The sequence below is a fragment of the Streptomyces sp. NPDC053542 genome, from assembly GCF_044544685.1.
In the GTDB taxonomy this organism is placed as follows: domain Bacteria; phylum Actinomycetota; class Actinomycetes; order Streptomycetales; family Streptomycetaceae; genus Streptomyces.
In genome coordinates this window covers 114,488-134,011 of record NZ_JBITXL010000009.1, presented here as the reverse complement: position 1 = coordinate 134,011, position 19,524 = coordinate 114,488, and the positions used below count along the sequence as shown (strand labels likewise).

At 70.9% G+C, this 19,524-nt stretch carries 15 protein-coding genes and 1 pseudogene; 10 read left to right on the top strand and 6 right to left on the bottom strand.

Annotated features, from left to right (window positions below; genetic code table 11):
* Positions 1-28: 28 nt before the first annotated feature.
* A complete protein-coding gene (locus tag ACIGXO_RS25090) occupies positions 29-2,380 on the top strand; it encodes a molybdopterin cofactor-binding domain-containing protein (protein WP_399790977.1) in 2,352 nt (783 codons plus the stop codon).
* Between the two features lie 10 nt (positions 2,381-2,390).
* Complete coding sequence (locus ACIGXO_RS25085) at positions 2,391-2,867, top strand: (2Fe-2S)-binding protein (RefSeq protein WP_399790974.1); 477 nt, start codon at positions 2,391-2,393, stop codon at positions 2,865-2,867.
* A 103-nt stretch (positions 2,868-2,970) separates the two neighbouring features.
* Here the strand turns inward: ACIGXO_RS25085 and ACIGXO_RS25080 are convergent, their stop codons facing one another.
* Both ACIGXO_RS25080 and ACIGXO_RS25075 read right to left on the bottom strand, forming a co-directional pair.
* Positions 2,971-4,152 (bottom strand): acyl-CoA dehydrogenase, encoded by a 1,182-nt coding sequence (locus ACIGXO_RS25080; RefSeq protein ID WP_399790972.1) that lies wholly within the window; start codon positions 4,150-4,152, stop codon positions 2,971-2,973.
* 122 nt (positions 4,153-4,274) lie between these two features.
* Positions 4,275-4,988, bottom strand: a complete 714-nt coding sequence (locus ACIGXO_RS25075; RefSeq protein ID WP_399790969.1) for a GNAT family N-acetyltransferase — start codon at positions 4,986-4,988, stop codon at positions 4,275-4,277.
* 168 nt (positions 4,989-5,156) lie between these two features.
* Between ACIGXO_RS25075 and ACIGXO_RS25070 the strand changes: the two genes are divergently transcribed.
* On the top strand, positions 5,157-7,307 hold the full coding sequence (locus ACIGXO_RS25070; RefSeq protein ID WP_399790966.1) for a SpoIIE family protein phosphatase: 2,151 nt from the start codon (positions 5,157-5,159) through the stop codon (positions 7,305-7,307).
* A gap of 52 nt (positions 7,308-7,359) precedes the next feature.
* Here ACIGXO_RS25070 and ACIGXO_RS25065 read toward each other — a convergent pair whose 3' ends face one another.
* Positions 7,360-7,965, bottom strand: coding sequence for a class I SAM-dependent methyltransferase (locus ACIGXO_RS25065; protein WP_399790963.1), 606 nt, complete (start codon positions 7,963-7,965; stop codon positions 7,360-7,362).
* Positions 7,966-8,114: 149 nt separating this feature from the next.
* On the opposite strand from ACIGXO_RS25065, the gene ACIGXO_RS25060 reads away from it, so the two are divergent.
* Positions 8,115-8,333 carry an EF-hand domain-containing protein gene (locus ACIGXO_RS25060; RefSeq protein ID WP_399790960.1) on the top strand — a complete coding sequence of 73 codons (219 nt, stop codon included), beginning with the start codon at positions 8,115-8,117 and terminating at the stop codon, positions 8,331-8,333.
* A 145-nt stretch (positions 8,334-8,478) separates the two neighbouring features.
* Here ACIGXO_RS25060 and ACIGXO_RS25055 read toward each other — a convergent pair whose 3' ends face one another.
* Positions 8,479-9,375, bottom strand: a complete 897-nt coding sequence (locus ACIGXO_RS25055; RefSeq protein ID WP_399790957.1) for a geranyl diphosphate 2-C-methyltransferase — start codon at positions 9,373-9,375, stop codon at positions 8,479-8,481.
* 5 nt (positions 9,376-9,380) lie between these two features.
* Positions 9,381-10,661, bottom strand: a pseudogene (locus ACIGXO_RS25050) (family 2 encapsulin nanocompartment cargo protein terpene cyclase); the annotation flags it as partial.
* A gap of 745 nt (positions 10,662-11,406) precedes the next feature.
* Here ACIGXO_RS25050 and ACIGXO_RS25045 point away from each other — a divergent pair.
* The 6 genes from ACIGXO_RS25045 to ACIGXO_RS25020 all read left to right on the top strand — a co-directional run bounded on the left by ACIGXO_RS25045 (position 11,407) and on the right by ACIGXO_RS25020 (position 18,839).
* Positions 11,407-11,916: a hypothetical protein gene (locus ACIGXO_RS25045; RefSeq protein ID WP_399790954.1), complete on the top strand. Its 510-nt coding sequence runs from the start codon at positions 11,407-11,409 to the stop codon at positions 11,914-11,916.
* Positions 11,913-12,635 carry a hypothetical protein gene (locus tag ACIGXO_RS25040; RefSeq protein WP_399790951.1) on the top strand — a complete coding sequence of 241 codons (723 nt, stop codon included), beginning with the start codon at positions 11,913-11,915 and terminating at the stop codon, positions 12,633-12,635. The genes ACIGXO_RS25045 and ACIGXO_RS25040 overlap by 4 nt, the downstream gene beginning before the upstream one ends.
* Positions 12,632-16,198, top strand: a complete 3,567-nt coding sequence (locus ACIGXO_RS25035; protein ID WP_399790948.1) for a hypothetical protein — start codon at positions 12,632-12,634, stop codon at positions 16,196-16,198. The genes ACIGXO_RS25040 and ACIGXO_RS25035 overlap by 4 nt, the downstream gene beginning before the upstream one ends.
* A 142-nt stretch (positions 16,199-16,340) precedes the next feature.
* The gene (locus ACIGXO_RS25030; RefSeq protein ID WP_399790945.1) at positions 16,341-17,258 is read left to right on the top strand and encodes a hydrolase; all 918 of its coding nucleotides are present in this window, start codon (positions 16,341-16,343) and stop codon (positions 17,256-17,258) included.
* Between the two features lie 123 nt (positions 17,259-17,381).
* Positions 17,382-17,828: a hypothetical protein gene (locus ACIGXO_RS25025; protein WP_399790942.1), complete on the top strand. Its 447-nt coding sequence runs from the start codon at positions 17,382-17,384 to the stop codon at positions 17,826-17,828.
* A gap of 204 nt (positions 17,829-18,032) precedes the next feature.
* Positions 18,033-18,839, top strand: coding sequence for an IclR family transcriptional regulator (locus ACIGXO_RS25020; protein WP_399790939.1), 807 nt, complete (start codon positions 18,033-18,035; stop codon positions 18,837-18,839).
* Between the two features lie 145 nt (positions 18,840-18,984).
* Here ACIGXO_RS25020 and ACIGXO_RS25015 read toward each other — a convergent pair whose 3' ends face one another.
* Positions 18,985-19,344 carry a bifunctional 3-phenylpropionate/cinnamic acid dioxygenase ferredoxin subunit gene (locus ACIGXO_RS25015; RefSeq protein WP_399790936.1) on the bottom strand — a complete coding sequence of 120 codons (360 nt, stop codon included), beginning with the start codon at positions 19,342-19,344 and terminating at the stop codon, positions 18,985-18,987.
* Positions 19,345-19,524: the final 180 nt, after the last annotated feature.

Genomic DNA, 19,524 nt, shown 5'->3' with positions numbered 1-19,524 from the left:
CCCATGAGCGATCAGAAAGGGCCGGCTCATGCCCCTCAACCGATCCGTGTCTGAATCCGGCAGTGCGAAATCCGGCGGTGCGAGCACGGGCGTCTCCCGCCGTGGTTTCCTCGGCTACGTCCTCGCGGCCGGCACCCTGGTGGTCGCCGCGGACATCCGGCTCGGCACTCCGGCGTACGCCGCGGTGCCCTCGCCGCCGCAGCCGCCCGAGCTGTACGACCTCAATGACGCCCTCACCGACGCCGCCCTCCCCACGGCGCAACTGATCACGATCACCGTCGAGTCCGACGGCACCGCGTCGTTCGCGATCCCGCGGATGGAGGTCGGTCAGGGCATCACCACCTCCACGGCGATGATCATCGCCGAAGAACTGGACCTGCCCGTCGACAAGGTACGGGTCACCCTGGCACCGGCGCGGCCCGAGCTGCTCTTCAACCAGCTCACCGGCGGTTCCAACACCACCATCTCCACGTTCACCCCGGTGCGCGTGGCGGCGGCGATCGCGAAGCGGCAGCTCCTCGAAGCGGCGGCGATCGAGCTCGGCTCCACGGTGGCACGGCTGGAGTCCAAGGCAGGTGTCATCACCGCGCCGGACGGCTCCTCGGCGACCTACGGCGAGCTGGCCACCAAGGCGGCCGCACGCGACACCAAACAGGTGACGATCACCCCCGAGCAACTGAAGGCGACCGGCGACTTCCAGGTCGTCGGCAAGCCGCAGAACCGGGTGGACGCACGCGACATCATCACCGGCAAGAAGCAGTTCGCCATGGACCTCGACATCCCCGGCGCCCTGCCCACGATGATCTGCCGGCCGCCGACGCTGAACGGCTCTCCGAAGGCGATCCGCAACGCGGCCGCGGTGCTGTCCCTTCCCGGCGTCACGGACGTCGCGGTGATCACCACGGGCGTGGCGGTCCGCGCGGAGACGTTCGGCCAGTGCATCGACGCGGTGCGCGCGCTCGACGTCGACTGGGGCCCCGGGAGCGTGGAGGGGGAGGACGACGAGTCGATACTCGCCGGTCTGCGCAAGGCCGAACTCCCCCTCGCGGTACCGAAGGTGCCCGCCCTGGCCCGGCACATCGACGCCGACTTCGAGTTCATGTTCCGCTCCAGCGCGGCGCTCGAGCCGTACGCCGCCGTGGCCGACGTGCGCTCCGACGGAGCCGAGATCTGGGCCGGGCTGAAGTCGCCCATCGTCGCCCAGGGCGAGGTGGCCGAGGCGCTCGGCCTGCCGCAGACCAAGGTCAAGGTCAATGTCGTCACCGGCGGCGGGTCGTTCGGGCACAAGTTGTTCGGCGACCACGCCGTCGAGGCCGCGCGGGCATCGAAGGCGTTCGGTAAGCCGGTACGACTGATGTGGCACCGGGCCGACGAGCCGCGCCAGGGCCGGGTGCACCCGATGGCCACCTCACGCATACGGGCAACGTACCTGGCGGGCAACGTGCTCACCTTCGAGCAACGGCACACCTCGGTGGAGACCTCGTTCCGGCACGGGCTGGGCGAGATGCTCACCGCGGTCGCGACCAAACTGCCGTCCGGGGTGGGCAACCTCGGGATCGCCGAGAGCATTTTCGCACTCAGCCAGGAGCTGCCCTACGACTTCGGTGTCGTCACCCAGACGCTCACCGAAACCGACCAGCGTTTCAACACCGGTTCCATGCGCAACATCTACTCCCCCGACGTGGCCTGCGCCAACGAGCTGGTGGTGGACATGCTGGCCAAGGCGATGGGCAAGGACCCGCTCGCCTTCCGGCTCGGTTTCCTGAAGAACGACCGGGTCAAGGCCGTGCTGCGAAAGGTCGCCGAAGTCGGCGGCTGGGGACGGAAGATGCCTGCCGGCACGGCGCAGGGCATCGCCGTGCACAAGGAGTACAAGGGCGCGACCGCGTGCCTGGTCGAGATCGACTGCCGGCCGGAGACGGTGAACCGGAAGATACGCGACGGTGTGGCGGGACCGCGGGTGACCAAGGCCGTCATCGCGATCGACGCCGGGCTGGTGATCAACCCGCGCGGCCTGGAGGCACAGATGATGGGCTGCTTCACCGACGGCCTGGCGCTCGCGCTGACCGGCAGTCTGCACCTGCGGGACGGCCACTTCCTGGAAGCGAGCTGGGACAACTACTTCTACACCCGGCAGTGGAACGTTCCGCCCGACTTCACCGCCATCGCGATGCCCTCCAGCGGCGACCAGCCGGGCGGCGCCGGGGAGGCCGGCGTGGCCTGCTCCGTCGCCGCGGTGGCCTGCGCCTACGCGCGGGCCACGGGGAAGGTACCGAAGAGGTTCCCCATCAACCACGACGACCCCATCGGCTTCGAGGTCAAGTCGTTCATCCCGCCCGTACCCGAGTCACCGACCGACGGCCTGAGCTGGACCTACTGAGGAGAGCACGATGAGCAAACACACCTTCGTCGTCAACGGGAAGCCGGTCACCGTCGACGTCGACGACGACGTGCGCCTGCTGTGGGTGCTGCGCGACGTCCTCGGCATACGCGGGCCCAAGTACGGCTGCGGCATCAACGTGTGCAAGGCATGCACCTCGCATTACAACGGCAAGGCGTTCAACCCGTGCGCGGTGCGGGTGGCCGACATCGGCGAGGACGACGAGATCACCACGATCGAGGGGCTCCCCGACACCGTGGGCGCCGACCTGCACCCCATGCAGGAGGCATGGCTGGAGCACGACGTGGCGCAGTGCGGCTACTGCCAGCCGGGCCAGATCATGGCGGCCGTCGCCAAGGTGAAGCAGGTCCGCGCCGAGGGCCGGGACATCACCGACGCCGACCTCGACGAGATCCGCAACGTCTGCCGCTGCGGCACCTACTCCCGGATCCGCGAAGCGATCAAGACCGGTGCGGCGCATATGTAGGCGCACCGGACCGGATCCGCCGGCCCGGCTGCCGGGGTCGTCGACCTCGTCGGCAGCCGGGCCGAACGGACAGCGGCGCGTCAGGGCGGCGCCGGCCTGTTGCTCACGGCGCCAGGTCGAGGAATTCCCAGTGTGCTTGGGGCTGTGCGCCGCTGAGCCATTTCCCGCAGTTCTGCAGGACCGTGGGGCTCGAGGTGATGTGCTGGGTACCCGTGCCGAGATCACGCAGGAACCGCTCGATCGGCCCGCGCCGGATCGCCGCCGTCCCCGCCCATCGGTGCACCGTCTGCCCCACGTCCCACACGGTCCACGTCGCGTGGTTGAGCGCCAGCCTGATCAGCGTGTCCTGCTCGGTACTCAGCAACTCACCTGCGTCCAGGCGGCTTTCGACACCTTGCCATACCTCCATCGCCCACGCCCGCGCCGAACGGAGCTTGGCTTCGGCGGTCGCGTACTCCGCGTGGAACTGCGCGGTGTCGACGGCGGCATTGCGCGTGCCGGATTTGGCCGCGGCGACCGACTTCAGTTCATCGAGCAGGCGCCGCCCGACACCGAGCGCCCAGCCGGTGTGCCCGATGGCGGCCATGTTGACCAGGCCGACACGGTAGATCGCACCACCGTTGGCCGGGGCCGTCGTGGTGGCGAGGTACGTGTGCGTCGCCGGTACGTACGCGTCGGCGCAGTGGTAGTCAATACTGTGCGTCGCGCGCAGCCCGAGCACATCCCAGTTGTCGACGAGTTCCACCTGCGCCTTCGGCATCGCCAGCACCCGCAGTTCCCCGGTGCCCTCGACCTGGATCGCGCTGTGGATGTGGGTGGCATGGGCCATACCGGAGGCGAACTGCCAATGGCCGCTCACCAGGTAGCCGTCCTTCACCGGGACGGCCCGGCCGGGCCGGGTGCCGTGCCCGGCCAGCAACGCGTAATCCCCGCCCGCGACGTCCGGGAACAGGTCGGCCGCCGCGACGCCATCGAGATAGGCCGCGGTGGTGCCGGTCACCAACTGCAGCGCCAGCATCGTCCAACCGGCCGAGGCATCGTGGTGGCTGACCCGCTCGACCGTCTCGATCAGCTGGCGCGGGGAGAATTCGTAGCCGCCGAGATTCCGCGGCAGGGCGGCCCTGACGACCCCGGCGTCCAGCAACGCCCGCGCGGTGTCCTCGGTGAGTCTGCCGAGTTTCTCGGCCGCGTCCGCGTTCGCTTCGAGCGCCCCGCCGAGTGCGTCGATCCGCTCGAGCACCGCGGGGAATTCCGGGCTGACATGTAATCCGGCCGAGTCCGACATGGCTGGTCGCTCCTCGCTGTCCGTATGAGTACTGAGTCAGCGTCATGACTACTGAGTCAGCGTCACTTTAGCGAGCAGCCCTCATCATCGCAGGCGGTCCTGCAAGCCCGGGGCGGCAACCGTCACGGAGTGCGGAACCCGCGGAAGGTCACGTGTGTGCGGGTCCGGAAACCGAGCCGCTCGTAGAGTGCGATCGCGCCGGTGTTCGCCTCGGCCGCATGCAGGAAGGGGCGCTCGTCGCGCGCCTCGATACGCGCGACGAGCGCCCTGATCAGGCGGGCGGCGTGGCCGCGGCCGCGGGCCTCCGGAGCGGTGCACACGGCGCTGATCTCGGTCCATCCCGGCGGCCGGAGCCGTTCGCCCGCCATCGCCACCAACGTGCCGGTGTCGCGGTCGCGGATACCGAGGTAGGTGCCCATTTCGTGGGTGCGCGGCCAGAAGGGCCCCGGTTCCGTCCGCTTGATGAGGTCGAGCATCTCGGGAACGTCGTCGGCGCCCAGTACGACCACACTGTTCTCGGCTTCGGCAGCAGGGTGATCGGGGTGGCTGCTGCCGGACCAGATCAGCTGGCGGCCGTCGAGAGCGAAGACCGGCTCCCAGTCCGGCGGCGGGGTGGCCGGGCAGCTGAACATGTCGGCGAGCTCTCCCCGGCCGAGCAGCCGGGCGAGGTCGGCCCACGCCGCGGGATCCGCATCGGCGGGTACCGCGGAGAAGGTCGCGACGCCCGGCACATAGGTGGCAGCGTGGCCGAGCCGGCGGGCCAGGTGGGCGTGGTTGCCGCGGAGCGATGCGCCCACCGGGTCATCGAGCGCGACAGCGTCGCGATCCACCCTCATGCAAAACCTCTCGTGTCGTACAGGGAAACCGATCACCCAGGATGCCACTGAAATCCGGAACGTCTTCGACCGGGCAAACGCAGCGCCCGGGCACTGGGCAGCCGCAGCCGACCCCGGTCATCGGCACACGGGCAAGCGGCCGGGCCGGACCTTGGGTAGGTTGCCTCCATGGAGGAGGACGTCTCCGCATTTCTCGGTCGCCTGGCGCACGAGCTGAGGCCGCGCGCGCATCAGTGGGCCGACCTGCTGATGGCGCGCATGCGCGGCGAGCTTCCCGAGCTGTGGCAGAACGAAGAGCTCACCCCGGTCGCGCTGCGGGAGACCGCCGACCACGTCACCGCCTTCCTGGACGCCCTGGAGTACGGCCGCGACGTGTCCGAGGTCCAGGCGCCCCCCGCCGCCCTGGACGTCGCCCGCAGGCTCGCCGAGCGCGGGGTACCGATAAGCACGCTGCTGCGCAGCTACCGCCTCGGCCACGTCACCCTGCTCCAGCTGCTGCAGGAAGAGACCACCCGGTTCACCGACGACCGGCAGCTGATCAATGCCGCGACCCACCGGCTGATCGCGACGGGATTCGAGTACGTCGACCGTAGTTCGGAGCAGGTCGTCACCGCGTACCAGAAGGAGCGCGACCGGCGGGTGCAGCGCAGGCTCCTGCTGACCAACGAGGCGGGCAGGCGGATCGGGACGACCCTGGACACCACCCGCACCGCTCAGGAGCTCGCGGAGGTGGGCTCCGACGACTTCGCCGACCTCGTCACGGTGGACCTCCTCGACTCCGTCTTCCACGACGGAGAGCCGCAGCCGCCGACGGATGCGACGGCACTGCGACGCGTCGCCCAGCAGTCCGTCCTGAACGGCTGCCCGGACTCCCCCGTCGGCACGGGCCGGTCACACGTCTACCCGGCGAAGTCGGCGCCCGCGGAGGTACTGGCCACGGGGCGGCCCCTCCTGCTGCGCGTCACGGCATCGGACGTCCCCAGCTGGCTGGCGCCGCCCGGCCCGCCGGCCTTCGGCTTCCACTCGGTCCTGCTGCTGCCGCTGTACGCACGGGGCACCACTCTGGGCCTGGCCCAGTTCGTCCGCCATCGCACCGGTACCCCGTTCGATGACGACGACCTTCTGCTGGCGCAGGAGATCACGACCAGGGCGGCCGTGTACATCGACAACGCCCGCCGGTACACCCACGAGCGCCACACCGCACTCACCCTCCAGCGCAGCCTGCTGCCGCAGCGCCCCGTGGAGCAGTCCGCCGCCGGGACCGCCGCCCGCTACCTGCCCAGCGGGTCCCGGGCGGGCGTGGGCGGCGACTGGTACGACGTGATTCCGCTCTCCGGCGCCCGTGTCGCTCTCGTCGTGGGCGACGTCGTCGGCCGCGGGCTGCACGCCGCCGCCACCATGGGCCGGCTGCGCACCGTCGTCCGCGCCTTCGCCGACATCGATCTGATGCCGGACGAACTGCTCACCCATCTCGACGACGTGGTCATCCGCCTCCAGCGGGAGGAGACCCGCGAGGACGGCGAGATCAGCGCCACCTGCCTGTACGCGGTCTACGACCCGGTCACCCGCGTCTGCTCCCTGGCCAGCGCCGGGCACGTCCCGCCGGCCGTGGCGCCCCCCTCGGCCGCCGCCCGGCCGGCCGAGTGCCCGGCCCTGCCGATCGGTCCGCCGCTCGGCCTGGGCGGGCTGCCTTTCGAGACCGTCCAGTGGGAACTGCCGGAGGGCAGCCTCCTCGCCCTGTACAGCGACGGCCTCATCCAGAGCCGCGAGCGCGACGTGGACGCCTCGCTGACGCTGCTGCGCGATGCCCTCGCACAGGCGTCTCGGTCGTCGGAGTCACCGGACGAGGCGTGCGACCGGCTGCTGGCCGCGCTGCTTCCCGACCGTCCCGCCGACGACGTCGCGCTCCTGGTGGCGCGCACCCGGGCACTCGACCCCGGCCACGTCGCGACGCTGGCCCTCCCGTCCGAACCGGCCGCGGTCTCCGGAGCCCGCCGTTTCACCACCGACACGCTGAGCGCATGGGGACTGGACGAGCTGTCCTTCACCACGGAACTCATGGTCAGCGAGCTGGTGACCAACGCGATCCGCTACGGCAAGCCCCCCGTCCATCTGCGGCTCATCCTCGAATCGACCTTGACCTGCGAGGTCTTCGACACCAACAGCACCGCCCCGCACATGCGCCGCGCCCGGACCTTCGACGAGGGTGGCCGCGGCCTGCTGCTGGTCGCCCAGCTCGCCGAGCGATGGGGCACGCGGCACAGCCGCGAGGGCAAGGTCATCTGGGCGGAACAGGCCCTCCCGCAGCGCCTTCCGTAGCCCTGCCGCAGCCCCTCCCGTAGATCAGCGCCGGCCACCACAGGCAGGTTCCTCAGCGGCGGTGGACGCTCACGGCATAGCCGCCGCCGTCGTACGGGTCGGCGTCCCAGGTGGCGAAGCGGTCGACGAGCGTGAGGCCGGCTTCGGTGCAGTAGGCGTCGTACTCCGGCAGCGTGATGCTGGGCGGCACCGGCAGGTGGGCCGCGTCCAGGCCGAAGCCGGCGACCATCAGGCCGCCCGGTCGCAACGCCGCGGCCAGGCGCTTGACCACCGTGGCCTCGGTGCCGGTCGCGAGCAACGGAAAGATGTTGCCCGCGGCGACCACGAGGTCGAAGTCCGCTGCGATGCCGAGCGTGTCCGGCTCGAACTCGGTCAGATCGACCTGGTACCAGGGCAGGTCCGGCGCCTGCTCCCGCGCCACCGCCAGCATCGACGCATCGAGGTCCACTCCGACGCAGTCGTACCCGAGCTCCGTCAGCCGGATCATGACCCGGCCCGTACCGCACCCGGCGTCCAGCACCCGCGCTCCGGGAGGCACGAGAGCCGCGCAGAACCGCGCCTCACCGTGCACGTCCTTTCCGCTGCGGGCCAGCGCCGCGAAACGTGCGGCGTAGTCATTGCCGGACGTTTCCCCGGTCAGTTCCTGCCAACGGCTCATGAGATCAACTATAGGCCGACGCGGTGTGCCCACCGTCACCGCACAGCGCAAAAGCCTCACGTTCGGGCAGGTGGGACGGCACATCCACCGTGCTCCGGGCGGACGGATAGCCTGGGCCCGTCAGCGAAGATCACAGAAGGGTGGAGCACATGGCAGACATCGTGGAGAAGGCGGCGCGCAAGGTCTTCGAGAGCTACGACGTCGACGGGGACGGCCTGCTCACCGCGGACGAGTACCGCAAGGTCGTATCGGAGCTGGAGGGCTCGGAGATAACCGAGTCGCAGGCCCAGGGGCTGATCGACTCGCTCGACACCGACGGCGATCGCCAGGTCTCCTTCGAGGAGTTCTGGGCAGCCATGAATGGCTGACACCGTCGGGTCCGGCACGCGAGCGTGCCGGGCCCGGCCAGTCACCGCGGGCCGCTACCTGGCGAGGTCACGAAAGGGCCGGAGCCTCGGGTCATGAGGCCGGCCCTTTCAGTCGTCTTCAGTCGTCGGCGAGCGTCGGACTCGGTCAGACGCGGTCGGCCGCAATCAGGAGGTACTGGAAGGAGCCGTCCTTGTACGAGTTGATGAACGCCTCCTCGATGCCGGTGACCAGGGAAGACGTGGCTCGCAGCTCCCAGTAGGGCAGGGTCGCGGCAGTCAGGTCGATGACGGTCTGCGGTACGAGACGGTTGTCCGCCATGGCGCGCATGTACTCCCGGCGGGAGTGGATGTTGCACTCGAAGTGCGCGTTGATCTGGGACACCCACTTCGAGGGCTGTCCGTGCCGCGGGTTCCAGCAGCCGGTGATGGTCACGTACCGACCGCCGACCTCAAGGATGCGGGAGTGCTCGGCGAACAGGTCGTGCAGGTCGACGTACATGGTCGACTCGTTGTTCCACGAGGCCGCGGCCTGCCCCGTCCTGAACGGTGTGTCGAGCATGTTGCACACGCGGGCGTGGACGTGGTCCTCAATGCCGAGTTCACGGGCGCGCTGGTTGGCGAAGTCGGCCTGCTTGGCCGACAGGGTGACGCCCTCGACCTTGCATCCGAACCGCTGGTGGGCCATGACCATCGAACCGCCCCGGCCGCAGCCGGCGTCCACGAGCGTGTCGTCACGCCCGATGGGGCCGAGGTGGTCCAGGAGGTATTCGGCCTGCGCCGACTCCAGGCGGTGGAGCTCGGCGATCAGCCGCTTCTCGTAGTCACTGTCGGCGGCGTTCCCGAGGGCGGCATGGTCGATGTCGCCGATGCCGTAGTGGTGGTGGTAGAGGCCGTCGACGTCGCCGAGACGCAGGTTGACGGGCCTGGCCTCCTGGTCCCAGTAACGGGCGATCTCACCCTGATAGGGCGACGCCGGGGCGGGGACGAAGGCGGAGGTGCCGTTGATGGTGCTGAACTCGGTGCTGGTCACAGATAATTCCAATCCTCTTACCAGAAGTCGGGCAGGCTGTAGCGGTAGGTGTTGGTCTGGTGCCAGTAGTGGTTGCCGTCGACCCATACGGCCACGCCGCGCAGGAAGCGCAGCACGGTCGGGACGGGACAGTCGGTGGCCAAGGCGGCGGCCTCGGCTTCGAAGCGGTGCATGAGGTCGTTGTGGACCTCTACCGCCTTCAAATAGGCGTCCTTTTCGGAGAGGCCCTCGCGTTCGGCGATCACCACGGGGAGGTTCAGGTGCTTGCCGGGGCTCTTGAGTTCCTTGGTGTACGAGTACAGGTCGTTGACGATGGTGGTCGCGTTGCCCGCGAGCGCGATGACCCGCTGCATGGCGGGCTGCGCGTGCAGGTCCGCCGGCAGCTCGTAGCCGCCGACGGTGTCGGTGATGGTCGGGCAGGGGCGGAAGTTGTTGAACTGACGCATCGCCAGGTACTCCCACACCTCGGGCGTGTGGTCCGTCTGGGCCCAGGCGGCCTCCGCGAGATACCCCAGGTGCAGCCGGCCCATGTCGTGCCGGTACCGGTCGGCCTGGGAGGGGGTGGCCGCCTCGAGGAAGTACGCCATGGCGGAGCGGTAGGCGCGCCGAGGGGCGTCCGACTGGAGCGACTCCAGCCACGCCGGCTCGTACTCCTCTGTCGTGTGCAGCGGGTCGAGTGCCGTGTGCGCCAGCAGGAGGCGGCTGCCGAGGCCGATGGGCGAGCCGCCGTGGTCCTCGCAGTAGCAGTCGTCGACCGCGTTCTCGGCGACCATCAGCCGCGTGGCGAGCATCACGTGCTCGACGGTGGGGGCGTCCGGATGGCAGGCGACCATGTAGCGGCCGACGGAGAAGCCGTCGAACTGGTCCTCCCACTCCGGGGGATAGACCTGCGCCTCGTCCACCGCCCATGCCTTGATCCTGCGGCTGACCTCCTCGACCCGCGCCGGGTCGGGCTCCGGGATCGCGTGGTAGTAGAGGCCCGGGACCGGATTGCCCTCCACCGCCGGCGCGGGCTCCGGTGCTTCGGCCTCCGGTGCCTCGGGGGTCTCGGGGGCCTCGAGCTCCGGAGGCACCGGCAGCTCCTCACGCCGGGCCAAGTGCAGGCTCGCCGTGCCCAGACCGCTGGGGCCACGCAGTATCCGTTCCAGGGCGGGGTTCGGTCCGGGCGGGCTCGGCTGCAGGGGAGGAATCCCGGGATCGGGCATCCGTAACTCCTTGGTGAGATGGGTGTGCTGAGCCGGGTCCCGGGTGTGCTGCCCGGCTCGGGAGGGTGCGGGCCGTGGTGGCCGCCGGACGGGGCGCTAGCCGCGTCTGCGCGGGAGCCGCGCCGGCATCGCGATACCGGCCACGCCGTAACGGTTCTGCCGCGGGAGGTGAAGGCAGTCAACGGCCATCGGGCTGGCTCCCCTTCGTGAGGTCGGAGGTCGGCGTACCTGGCGTGGAGCGGCTAAAGCGGAGAAGAGCGAAGGGCTGCGAAATATCTGGTAATCGGGAACGAATATCCGAGAATCCGGCTGTCCGGACACCAGGAAACAATAACGACCGGCTCGGCCTGCTCGCCCGTGAGACCGTTGGAGTTACCTCGATGCAGTGACCTTGGTCCGCGTGGGGTTTATTCAGGTGACCGATGGCATTCGGACTACGTGGCCGAGAGCACGTTTCACGCACGGCAGAGTCACCCCATCCGGCACTCACCTTTGGTTCCGGCGGCCCGATTCGGGCCTGATTCGACAGCCCACGAATCACGAATCCGGCACCGGGCGTAAGTGGCTGCTTTCTTGACGGCCGGCAACGCGGTATTAGGCGCTGCCGGGGCACGACTTCGGATCGTCGAAGACGTCACCGTCCCGCCGCCCCGCGCCCCGCCACAGAGGTAGTACGGCGAAATCCAGCCATGTTCCGCCGGGGAGAAGCGAACTTCGCTTCCGGAAGGTCAGGTTCGGGGGTGCGCCGGTACGTTTGGCCCACGCAGACGGTTCACCGGATGCGATGCGACGGGGCTGCGGCGGGGGCGTGAAACCCGCCGAAAGGGACGGGGGTCCGATGCTTACGTGGGCCGAGGGCGCGCTGTACGGCGCCGGCGGCGGACTGGTCGTCGAGGCCGTCGTGACCTTCGGGCGACTGCACGCGTGGCAGCAGGCGCGGCATGCGGCACGGGCGGCCGCCGAGGCGCTGCCGCGGCTCGGCACGTACATCGATCCGCCCGCCGATTCGCTCGCCGCGCTCTTCCGCATCGTGCTGGGCGGCGCGGCCGGCTGGCTGCTCCACGGCGAGCTGGCAGGGGTGTTCGCGGCCGTCGCGGTGGGCGCTTCGGCGCCTGCGGTGCTCGCTCAGATGGGGAGTGCGACCACCGTCGCCGAGGCGCTGCAGATGGGCGCCGCCCCCGGATCCGCTCCGGGGGCCGCTCCGGGGTCCGCTCCGGGGTCCGCTCCCGCCGCCCCTACTGCGCCCGCCGCCCCGGCCGCTCCCGGGGCCGCCCCGCCCCCTTCGGCCGTCCCACCGCAGCCCGGCCCACCGGGACCCGACCGGACTCGAGGGGAGGCCGCCCCGTGAGCCGCGGTTCGGTCGCCCGGCGCTCCTGGGCGTCGTTCACCGGTAGGCAGCGCACCGTCCTCCCGCGGGCAGCGGAACGCGGACGTGCGGGATACACCCTGTGGCAGCGCGTCCGGGCATCGTTCACCGGCGTCGTCCTCCCCCCGCGCCCCGTCCACGTCCCCGCCGCCGCCTCCGCACCGGTCCCCCAACAGCCGTCCGCGCACCGGCCGCAGGCCCGCCCCGCCGCGCCGGGCTGGTTCACGCTGCCGCCGCTTCCCACGGTCGCCGCGCTGACCGCCGCCGGGAGTGACGCGGTGGTCCTCGAGGCGTCCTCCCCCGACGGCCGGGCGGGCTTCCTGGTGCGCCACCCCGCGGGCAACGCGTCCGAGTACCACCTGGAGTTGGTGGTGCGCGACGCCGGCGACGAGGACCGGCCGCTGCTGGCCACGGTCACCTACAGGCAGCCGGACGGACCGGAGCGCGTCCTCCTCGTACCCGTCGTGCAGGGCCCTTTCGGGCCTGCCGCGTCGTACGTACATCTCCGCGGCTTCGGACCGGACGTGACATGGGCCGCCACCGGCCCGTCACCCGTGCCCCCGGACGCCGACTGGGCGCCGGCCACCGTCGCGGACTCCATCGGCGCCGCGCTCAACGAGTCGACCCGCGACGCCTGGCGCCGCGTGCGGGAGTTCGTGAGCGAAGGGATACGCGACGTCATCGACGGTGCGCTGCGATGACGCCCAAGAGGACGTCCAAGACGACGCCCAAGACGAAGATCAGGATGACGTCCAAAGGGGCGGCGTCCGGTCCCGCGCTTCGGTACCGCGCCGCGCTCGACGCCGTTCTCCGGGACGCGACGAGCCCGCAGGGCGCGGTACACGAGCTGCTCGGCGAGCGGCAGTTGTGGTGGAAGTGCTGCAGCGAGGCAGTCCGCACGGATCCCTCCTGGCTGCGCTCCGGGCGAGCCGGGGAGCTGGCGTCCTGGATCGACGCGACAGCCCCGGACCGCCCGTCCGACGCGCTGCCGCCCGCCCGCCACGCCTGCCTGCTGGCCCATGCCTTGAGCGCACCGGAGGGCCGGGCAGCGGAGCACGACGAAGCCCTGGCGCGCGTACGGAGCACGTGGGCGGGCAGCGGGCTGCTGTCCGTCAACGCCGCTCCCGGTCCCGCGCAGCCGTCCGGCCGGGGAGTCGACGGCCTGCCGGCCGACGCCGCCGAGCGGCTGCATGCCGTACTCGAACGCATCCCTCAGTTGCCCGGTGACGAGAGCGAGCGGTCGCCCGCGGCGGACGGCACGCTGATGGTCGCCGCGCTGCTGATGGCGGGGTGCGAGCCGCGCAGACGGCCGCTGGTACAAGTACCGGTGGTGTTCGGAGAGACGGACCACCACGACGGCGAGGGCAACGGCACCGCGAACAACAACGACGCCGAGGGCCCCGGCGCCACCGGCGTGCTGGAGCTCCGCGAGTTCCCCGCCGGGCCCCCGGGCCTGTACCCCGATCCTCGCTCCATGACCGGTCTGCGCAGCTCCGACGGCCAGTTCGCGACCGCTCTCGGCCGGGCGTGGGCCGTGGCCGGGCCCGGCCGCGGCGCGCGCTGTGTGCTGTGGCGGCTCGTCATGACGGACCGTCCCGCCCCTCCCCCGCGGATCGAGGGCCCCTCCCTCGGCGCCGCCTTCGCCCTGGGCCTGCGGGAACTCCTGCGGTATCCCCGTACGCGACGGCCCAGCGTGGCCTGGCTGCGCGGCGTCTTCTACGGTCTGCGCCCGCGCACCGCGGTGACGGGAGCGCTGGGCAACGGTGAGCGGCTCACCGGCGTCAGCGGCATGGAGAGCAAGCTCCTGGCCGCGCGCCGCAAGGGGCTGCGGCTGGTCGCCCCCGCCGCGAACCGGCCCGACGCCGCCCACGCGCCCGAGCCCGCGGACGTGAAGTTCGCCGAGACGCTCCGGCAGGCCGACCGTTACGCCCGCCGGTTCCGCACCGCCCGCCTGGTCACCGCGCTGGCCCTGGTCGTGGCGGCCGTGGCGTCCGGGGTGGTGGTGGAGCACCGGGAGTCCGCGGCCAGGGACCGGCTGGCCACCGCGCACCGGCTGGCCGATGTGTCGGAGGACATGCTGGGGAGCGACGTGGGGCTCGCCGGGCTGTTCGCGGAGCGCGCCTACCGGCAGCACGCCGATCCGCTGACCCGCCGGGCCCTCTTCCGCGCGGTCACCGCGAGCCCGCATCTGGCCGGAAGCGTGCGGGCCAGTGGCACGGTCTCCGCGGTGGCGGCCTCCGGGGAGGGGGAGCGCGCCTTCGCCGGGACCCGGGGTGGCGACGTGGAGCTGTGGGCGCTCGACGGCGGGCGGTTCGCCGGGCACCACAAGCGACTGGGCCGCCTCCCCGGCCCGGTGGAGACGGTCGCCTCCGACGCCGAAGGCAACGTCGTCGCGGCGGCCGACCACCGCACGGTGAAGGTGTGGGCGTACGGGGAGATCTCCGCCGTGCCTGGTCTGCCCGACGGGGAGCGGCCCACGGCGGTCGCGGTGTCGCCGTCGGGGCGCTATGTCGCGGTCACCACGACGACCTCGGAGTTCGACCTGCCGCGCACGCTCTCGGTCCTGGACCGGCTCTCCGGGCGGACGAGGCACCTGGAGCTCGACGACATGACGTCGGACCCGTCGGCGCTCGCCTTCGACGGGGATGCGGAGCTGGTGGTCGTCGAGTACGCCCACGGCAACTGGAACCGGATCTCCATGAAGCGGCTTGCCCGCACCGCCGGGAGCTCCCTCAGCTTCGGCACCTACAACGTGGCCTCCGCGCTCGCCACGGACGGCAGCCACATCAGCTACAGCAACAAGGGCCCCTCGCTGCCGGTCTGGCCGACCCGGGGCAAGCCCGACGCCTACGATCCGGACCTGGAGGCGAAGACGGAACCGGGCCTCGCGACAGCCCTGGCCGTCAGCCGCGGCGGTACCCACGTGGCCACGGCGATCGGCGCGACCCTCCGCGTGAGCCGTACGCACGCGCCGGACGGCAAGGCGTCCGATCCCCTCGTCCTCCCGGGCGCCGGCACGGTCGCCCGGGACGCCCTCACCTTCGTCGGCTCCGGCGGCAGCAGGCTCGTCTCGGCGTCCCGCGACCTCCTCAGCCTGTGGGACCTGGGCCAGCGCTCACGTATCGCGCGAGTCACCGAAGTCCCGGTCAAGGAATCCTGTCTGGCCTGTGAGGAGCCGCGTGTTTCCGTGTCGCCGGACGGGCGCGACGCGGTGGTTTTCGACAGCCAGGGAACCGGGCTGTCCGCCCTGAGACTCGGCATTCCCGCCACGGACGAGCGGCAGCGGGAGCTGCCCCGCAAGGCGAAGGTCCCCGGGTTCGCGGAGGTCCTGTGGCGGCCCGACAGTGAGCGGCTGATCGTGGTGGGGCCGGACGGCAGCGCGGAGATCCTCGCCCGCGGACGCGCGTGGCGGTCCGTCGGCACCTGGCACGCGCTGCCGAATCCGCTCCGGCTCTCCGACCCTCCCACGCTGCTGCGGTTCCTGCCCGGCGGCCGGAAGGTGGCCGAAGTGCACGCCTCCGGCACGGTCCGCCTCAGGGACGCGGAGTCCGGCAAGGTACTGCACGAGGTGCCGGGCCCGAGGTCCATGGCGCCGACGGCCGACTCCAGCGTCGAGCTGAGCCGCAGCTTCGTGGCACTGGACGCGCGGGCCGCGCACGCCGCGGTGATCGACAGGTCGGACCTCGACGGGAGCGGCGGCGCCCGCGTCCACGTCATCGGCACCGAGTCCGGCCGTACCCGTACACTCCGTGTGGCCGACGTCCGGGGCATCACCTACGCCGGCGACCGCCTGCTGGTCCAACGCGGCAGCGGCGTACTGGAGTTGTGGACCGCGTCCGGCAGCCGGCGTCTCGGCACGGTCGAGGGCGCGGACGACCCCGCGGTCGGCCCGGTCACCGGCGGGGACCTCGTCGCCGGGACGACGTCCGAGGACCACACCGTCCGCCTCCTCGACCTGCCGTCCGAGAGCGCCCTCGGGACGCTCCCGCTGCCCGAGGGCAACAAGGCGGAGTCGACGGGCCTCGCCCTCACGGCGGACGGCACGAAGCTCGTCACCGCGACGGAGGCCGACTACTCGGAGACCGACTCCCCCGAACCCGACGGCCCTGCCACCGACGACATGGGGCAACTCATCGAATGGAGGCTCGATCCGCGTGGCTGGATCCACACCGTCTGCTCGTCGGCCGGCAGAGAAATCCGGCCGGACGACTGGGAGCAGTACATGGGCACCGAGGTACCTTCGTCGCTGCGCTGCGGGGAGTGAGGCGCGGCGAGGGATCGCCGCGGCGCTCGCGCTCGCGGCGGCCCTCGCACTGACCGGCTGCGGGCCGGATTCCGGCGGCCGCGCGGACGACGGCGGCCCGCGTCCCTCCCCCTCCGCGTCCGCTTCCCACCGCGGCCCTTCCGTGATCCGGCTGCCGGGCAATGCCTTCCTCGCCGACATTGCGGTGAGCGACGACGGCACGCTATGGGTTGCTCAGGGGCGGCTCAGCGCCATCGCGGAGATCTCTCCGTCGGGGAAGGTCACCCAGCACCCGCTCCCCCGCGGCGCCGGCTTCCCGCCCTACCCGTACGACCTCCAGAAATCCCCGGACGGCGGGATCTGGTACGCCGCCGGCGACCAGCTCGGACGCCTCGCCCCGTCCGGCAAGTTCACCTGGTGGGACGGCAATACGTACGCCCGTCCCAACGGCCCCGGCGGCAAGGACCCCGGCTTCCCCGACGCCCTGACCCTCGGCCCCGACAACACCATCTGGTTCGAGCACCCCGAGCGCGGTGGCAACGTCATGAGCCGTGCCGACATGAAGCGGGGGCTGAGCCGCATCGGGCCGATGAAGGGCAAGTTCGACATCCCGGTACGCGGCATGGCCACGGGACCGGACGGTGCGGTGTGGTTCTCCCAGCAGCTTCAGTACGACGAGGACGACCGCGACGGCGTCGGACGGCTCACCGCCGAAGGGCAGTACAAGGAGTGGCCGCTGCCCAAGGGCACGGTCCCGCAGAGCATGGTCGCCGGCCCCGACGAGGCGCTGTGGTTCACCGAGCGGCGCGGCATCGGACGCATCGACACCGGCGGCCGCTTCTCCCACTTCCCCGTCCGGGCCTCCCAGCACCCGGGCGACATCACCCTCGGGCCCGACAAGGCCCTCTGGTTCACAACGGATCACCGGGTCGGACGCCTCACCACCAAGGGCAGGATCACGCTCTGGCCCGTACGGGGAGCGAAGAATCTGACCGGCATCGCGCCTGCCCGGGGCGGCGGCTTCTGGCTGGCGGACCGCGATACCGACACGGTCCGCCACTTCACACCGCCACCCCGCTGAACCACCCATTCCTTTCTGACATTGGTTCTCAGGCGCGGTCCTGCTGGCGGTCGACCCTCCGGCTGGCGGCGGAGCTTGGCGCCGCCTCTTCTGCATGTGTCCCTGACGCTGCATCATGTGCCCATGTCTTCCCATGACTTGCAGGCCCTGGCCGACCGCGACGGCATCCGCGTGTACGGCGCCCAGCGCGTCAGCTCCGCTCCGCCGGTATGGGAGGTCCAGCTGACCTACCCGTACGCGAAGTTCAAGGAACTGGGAGCCGACCCGGACGACCCCCTATGCACTCCGGGGTGGCCCTGCATGACACCGCACCGCCCCGGCGTGGGGGACGTACTGGAGCAATGGTTCGCGACGATCGCCGGCCGGGGCCCGGAAAGGCCGCCGTCCCACGTGGTGGCCGCGCTCCAGCGGGACCTGCGGCATCTGCTGGGCAACAGGTACGAGGAGTACAGGCGGGCGTCCGGGCGAGTGTCGGGCGGGTCGCCGAGCGCCGCGGCGTCGGGTGGCTGCCTGGCAGTCATGCTCGGCGTGCTCAGTGCGGCATGCGCGGCCATCTGGCTGCTTGTGTGATCTCTGCTTGTGTGATCTCTGCTCGTGCGACCTGACCCGTGCTGTTGCGTCTCGGGCTGTCGCCGTTGCACCGGAACCGGCGGGGCGCCGCGCCTGGACAATGTAAAAGCGTTGCGTCTACTCTCTCGCCCCAGGTGTCCGCGGCACGTCGACGCTGCAGCACAGCCCTAGGGCGGCGTTGATTACTGTGCGTATAGTTGCACCATGAGCAACTACCGTCCAGATAAGGAAACAACAGGTACGACAGGTTCACAGGCCAGCGGCGTGCAATCCGTCGACCGCGCCATCACCGTGCTGGAGATTCTGGCCCAACGCGACGAGGCCGGGGTCAGCGAGGTGGCCGCCGAGATAGATGTACACAAATCCACCGCTTTCCGGCTGCTCGGCGCCCTGGAGGCGCGCGGCATGGTGGAGCAGGCGGGCGAGCGCGGCAAGTACCGCCTCGGCTTCGGCATCGTACGCCTGGCCGGCGCGGTCACCGGACGCATCGACATCACCCAGCAGGGCCGTCCGGTCTGCCAGCGGCTCGCCGAGGAGATCGGCGAGACCGTCAACATCGCCGTGATGCAGGAGCACTACGCGATCAACCTGTACCAGGTGCGCGGCCCCGGGGCCATCACCGCGCACAACTGGGTCGGCCAGCTGACCCCCTTGCACGCCACCTCCAGCGGCAAGATCCTGCTCGCCCACATGCCCGCCCAGGAGCGCGCCGCGCTCCTGTCCGAGGCCGGCATGCGGAAGGTGACCCCGCACACGCTGACCGCGAAGAGCAAGCTCGAGAAGGACCTCACCGAGGTACGCAAGCGTGGCTACTCGATGACCTTGGAAGAGTTCGAGATAGGTCTCCACGCCATGGCCGCGCCGGTCTGGGACCGGGACGGGGACGTCATCGCGGCACTCAGCGCCTCGGGGCCGGCGTACCGGTTCACCGAAGAGCGCATGCAGGAACTGGCCCCCATGCTGCTCAAGGGCGCCGAAGAGATCAGCCACCGGATGGGCTACCTGGGCTGAGCGGCTGTGCGCCGCTCGCCGCACGACCACCCACCCAAGGCCGCCCGCCACGGAGCCGCCCACCTCAGGGCCGCCCGCCGCGGGGCCGCTCGCCACAGGACGAGGACGCGGGCGTGATCACGCAGACGTGATCACGCGGACATGATCACGCCGAGCGTGCGGTGAGCCGCGCCGCGACACAGGGCGGCAGGTTGGGCGCTTCCGTGGACGGCTGTACATAGATCATGCCGTCCGCGATGAGGACCTCGTGCGTGCGGACCGGGCGCCGGGCCGGCGGGGCGTCGACGGCTCCCGTCCGGAGGTCGAACTTCGAGGAATGCAGCGGGCATTCCACCTCGCACCCCTCCAGCCAGCCGTCGGCGAGCGAGGCGTCCTGGTGCGTGCAGGTGTCGTCGATCGCGAAGATCTCGCCGTCCTCGGTGTGGAACACGGAGATGGGCGGTTCGACGTCGAGCCGATGGGCCTCGCCTCGCGGCAGATCCGCGAGAGTGCATGCGGGAATCATATGGCACTCCGGTGCGTATAGCGAAACGGACTGCGTTACGCGCAACAGCGCAACGTCAGTCTGCGGGTGCCCTCAAATCGCTGTCAAGACACCCAGAACTCGGACTTTCCCACGAGCTTGTAGATCTTCGGCGACCGGTCTTGACGTGAACGCTCTCTCAAGGTTCCGTTGCGTATGCAG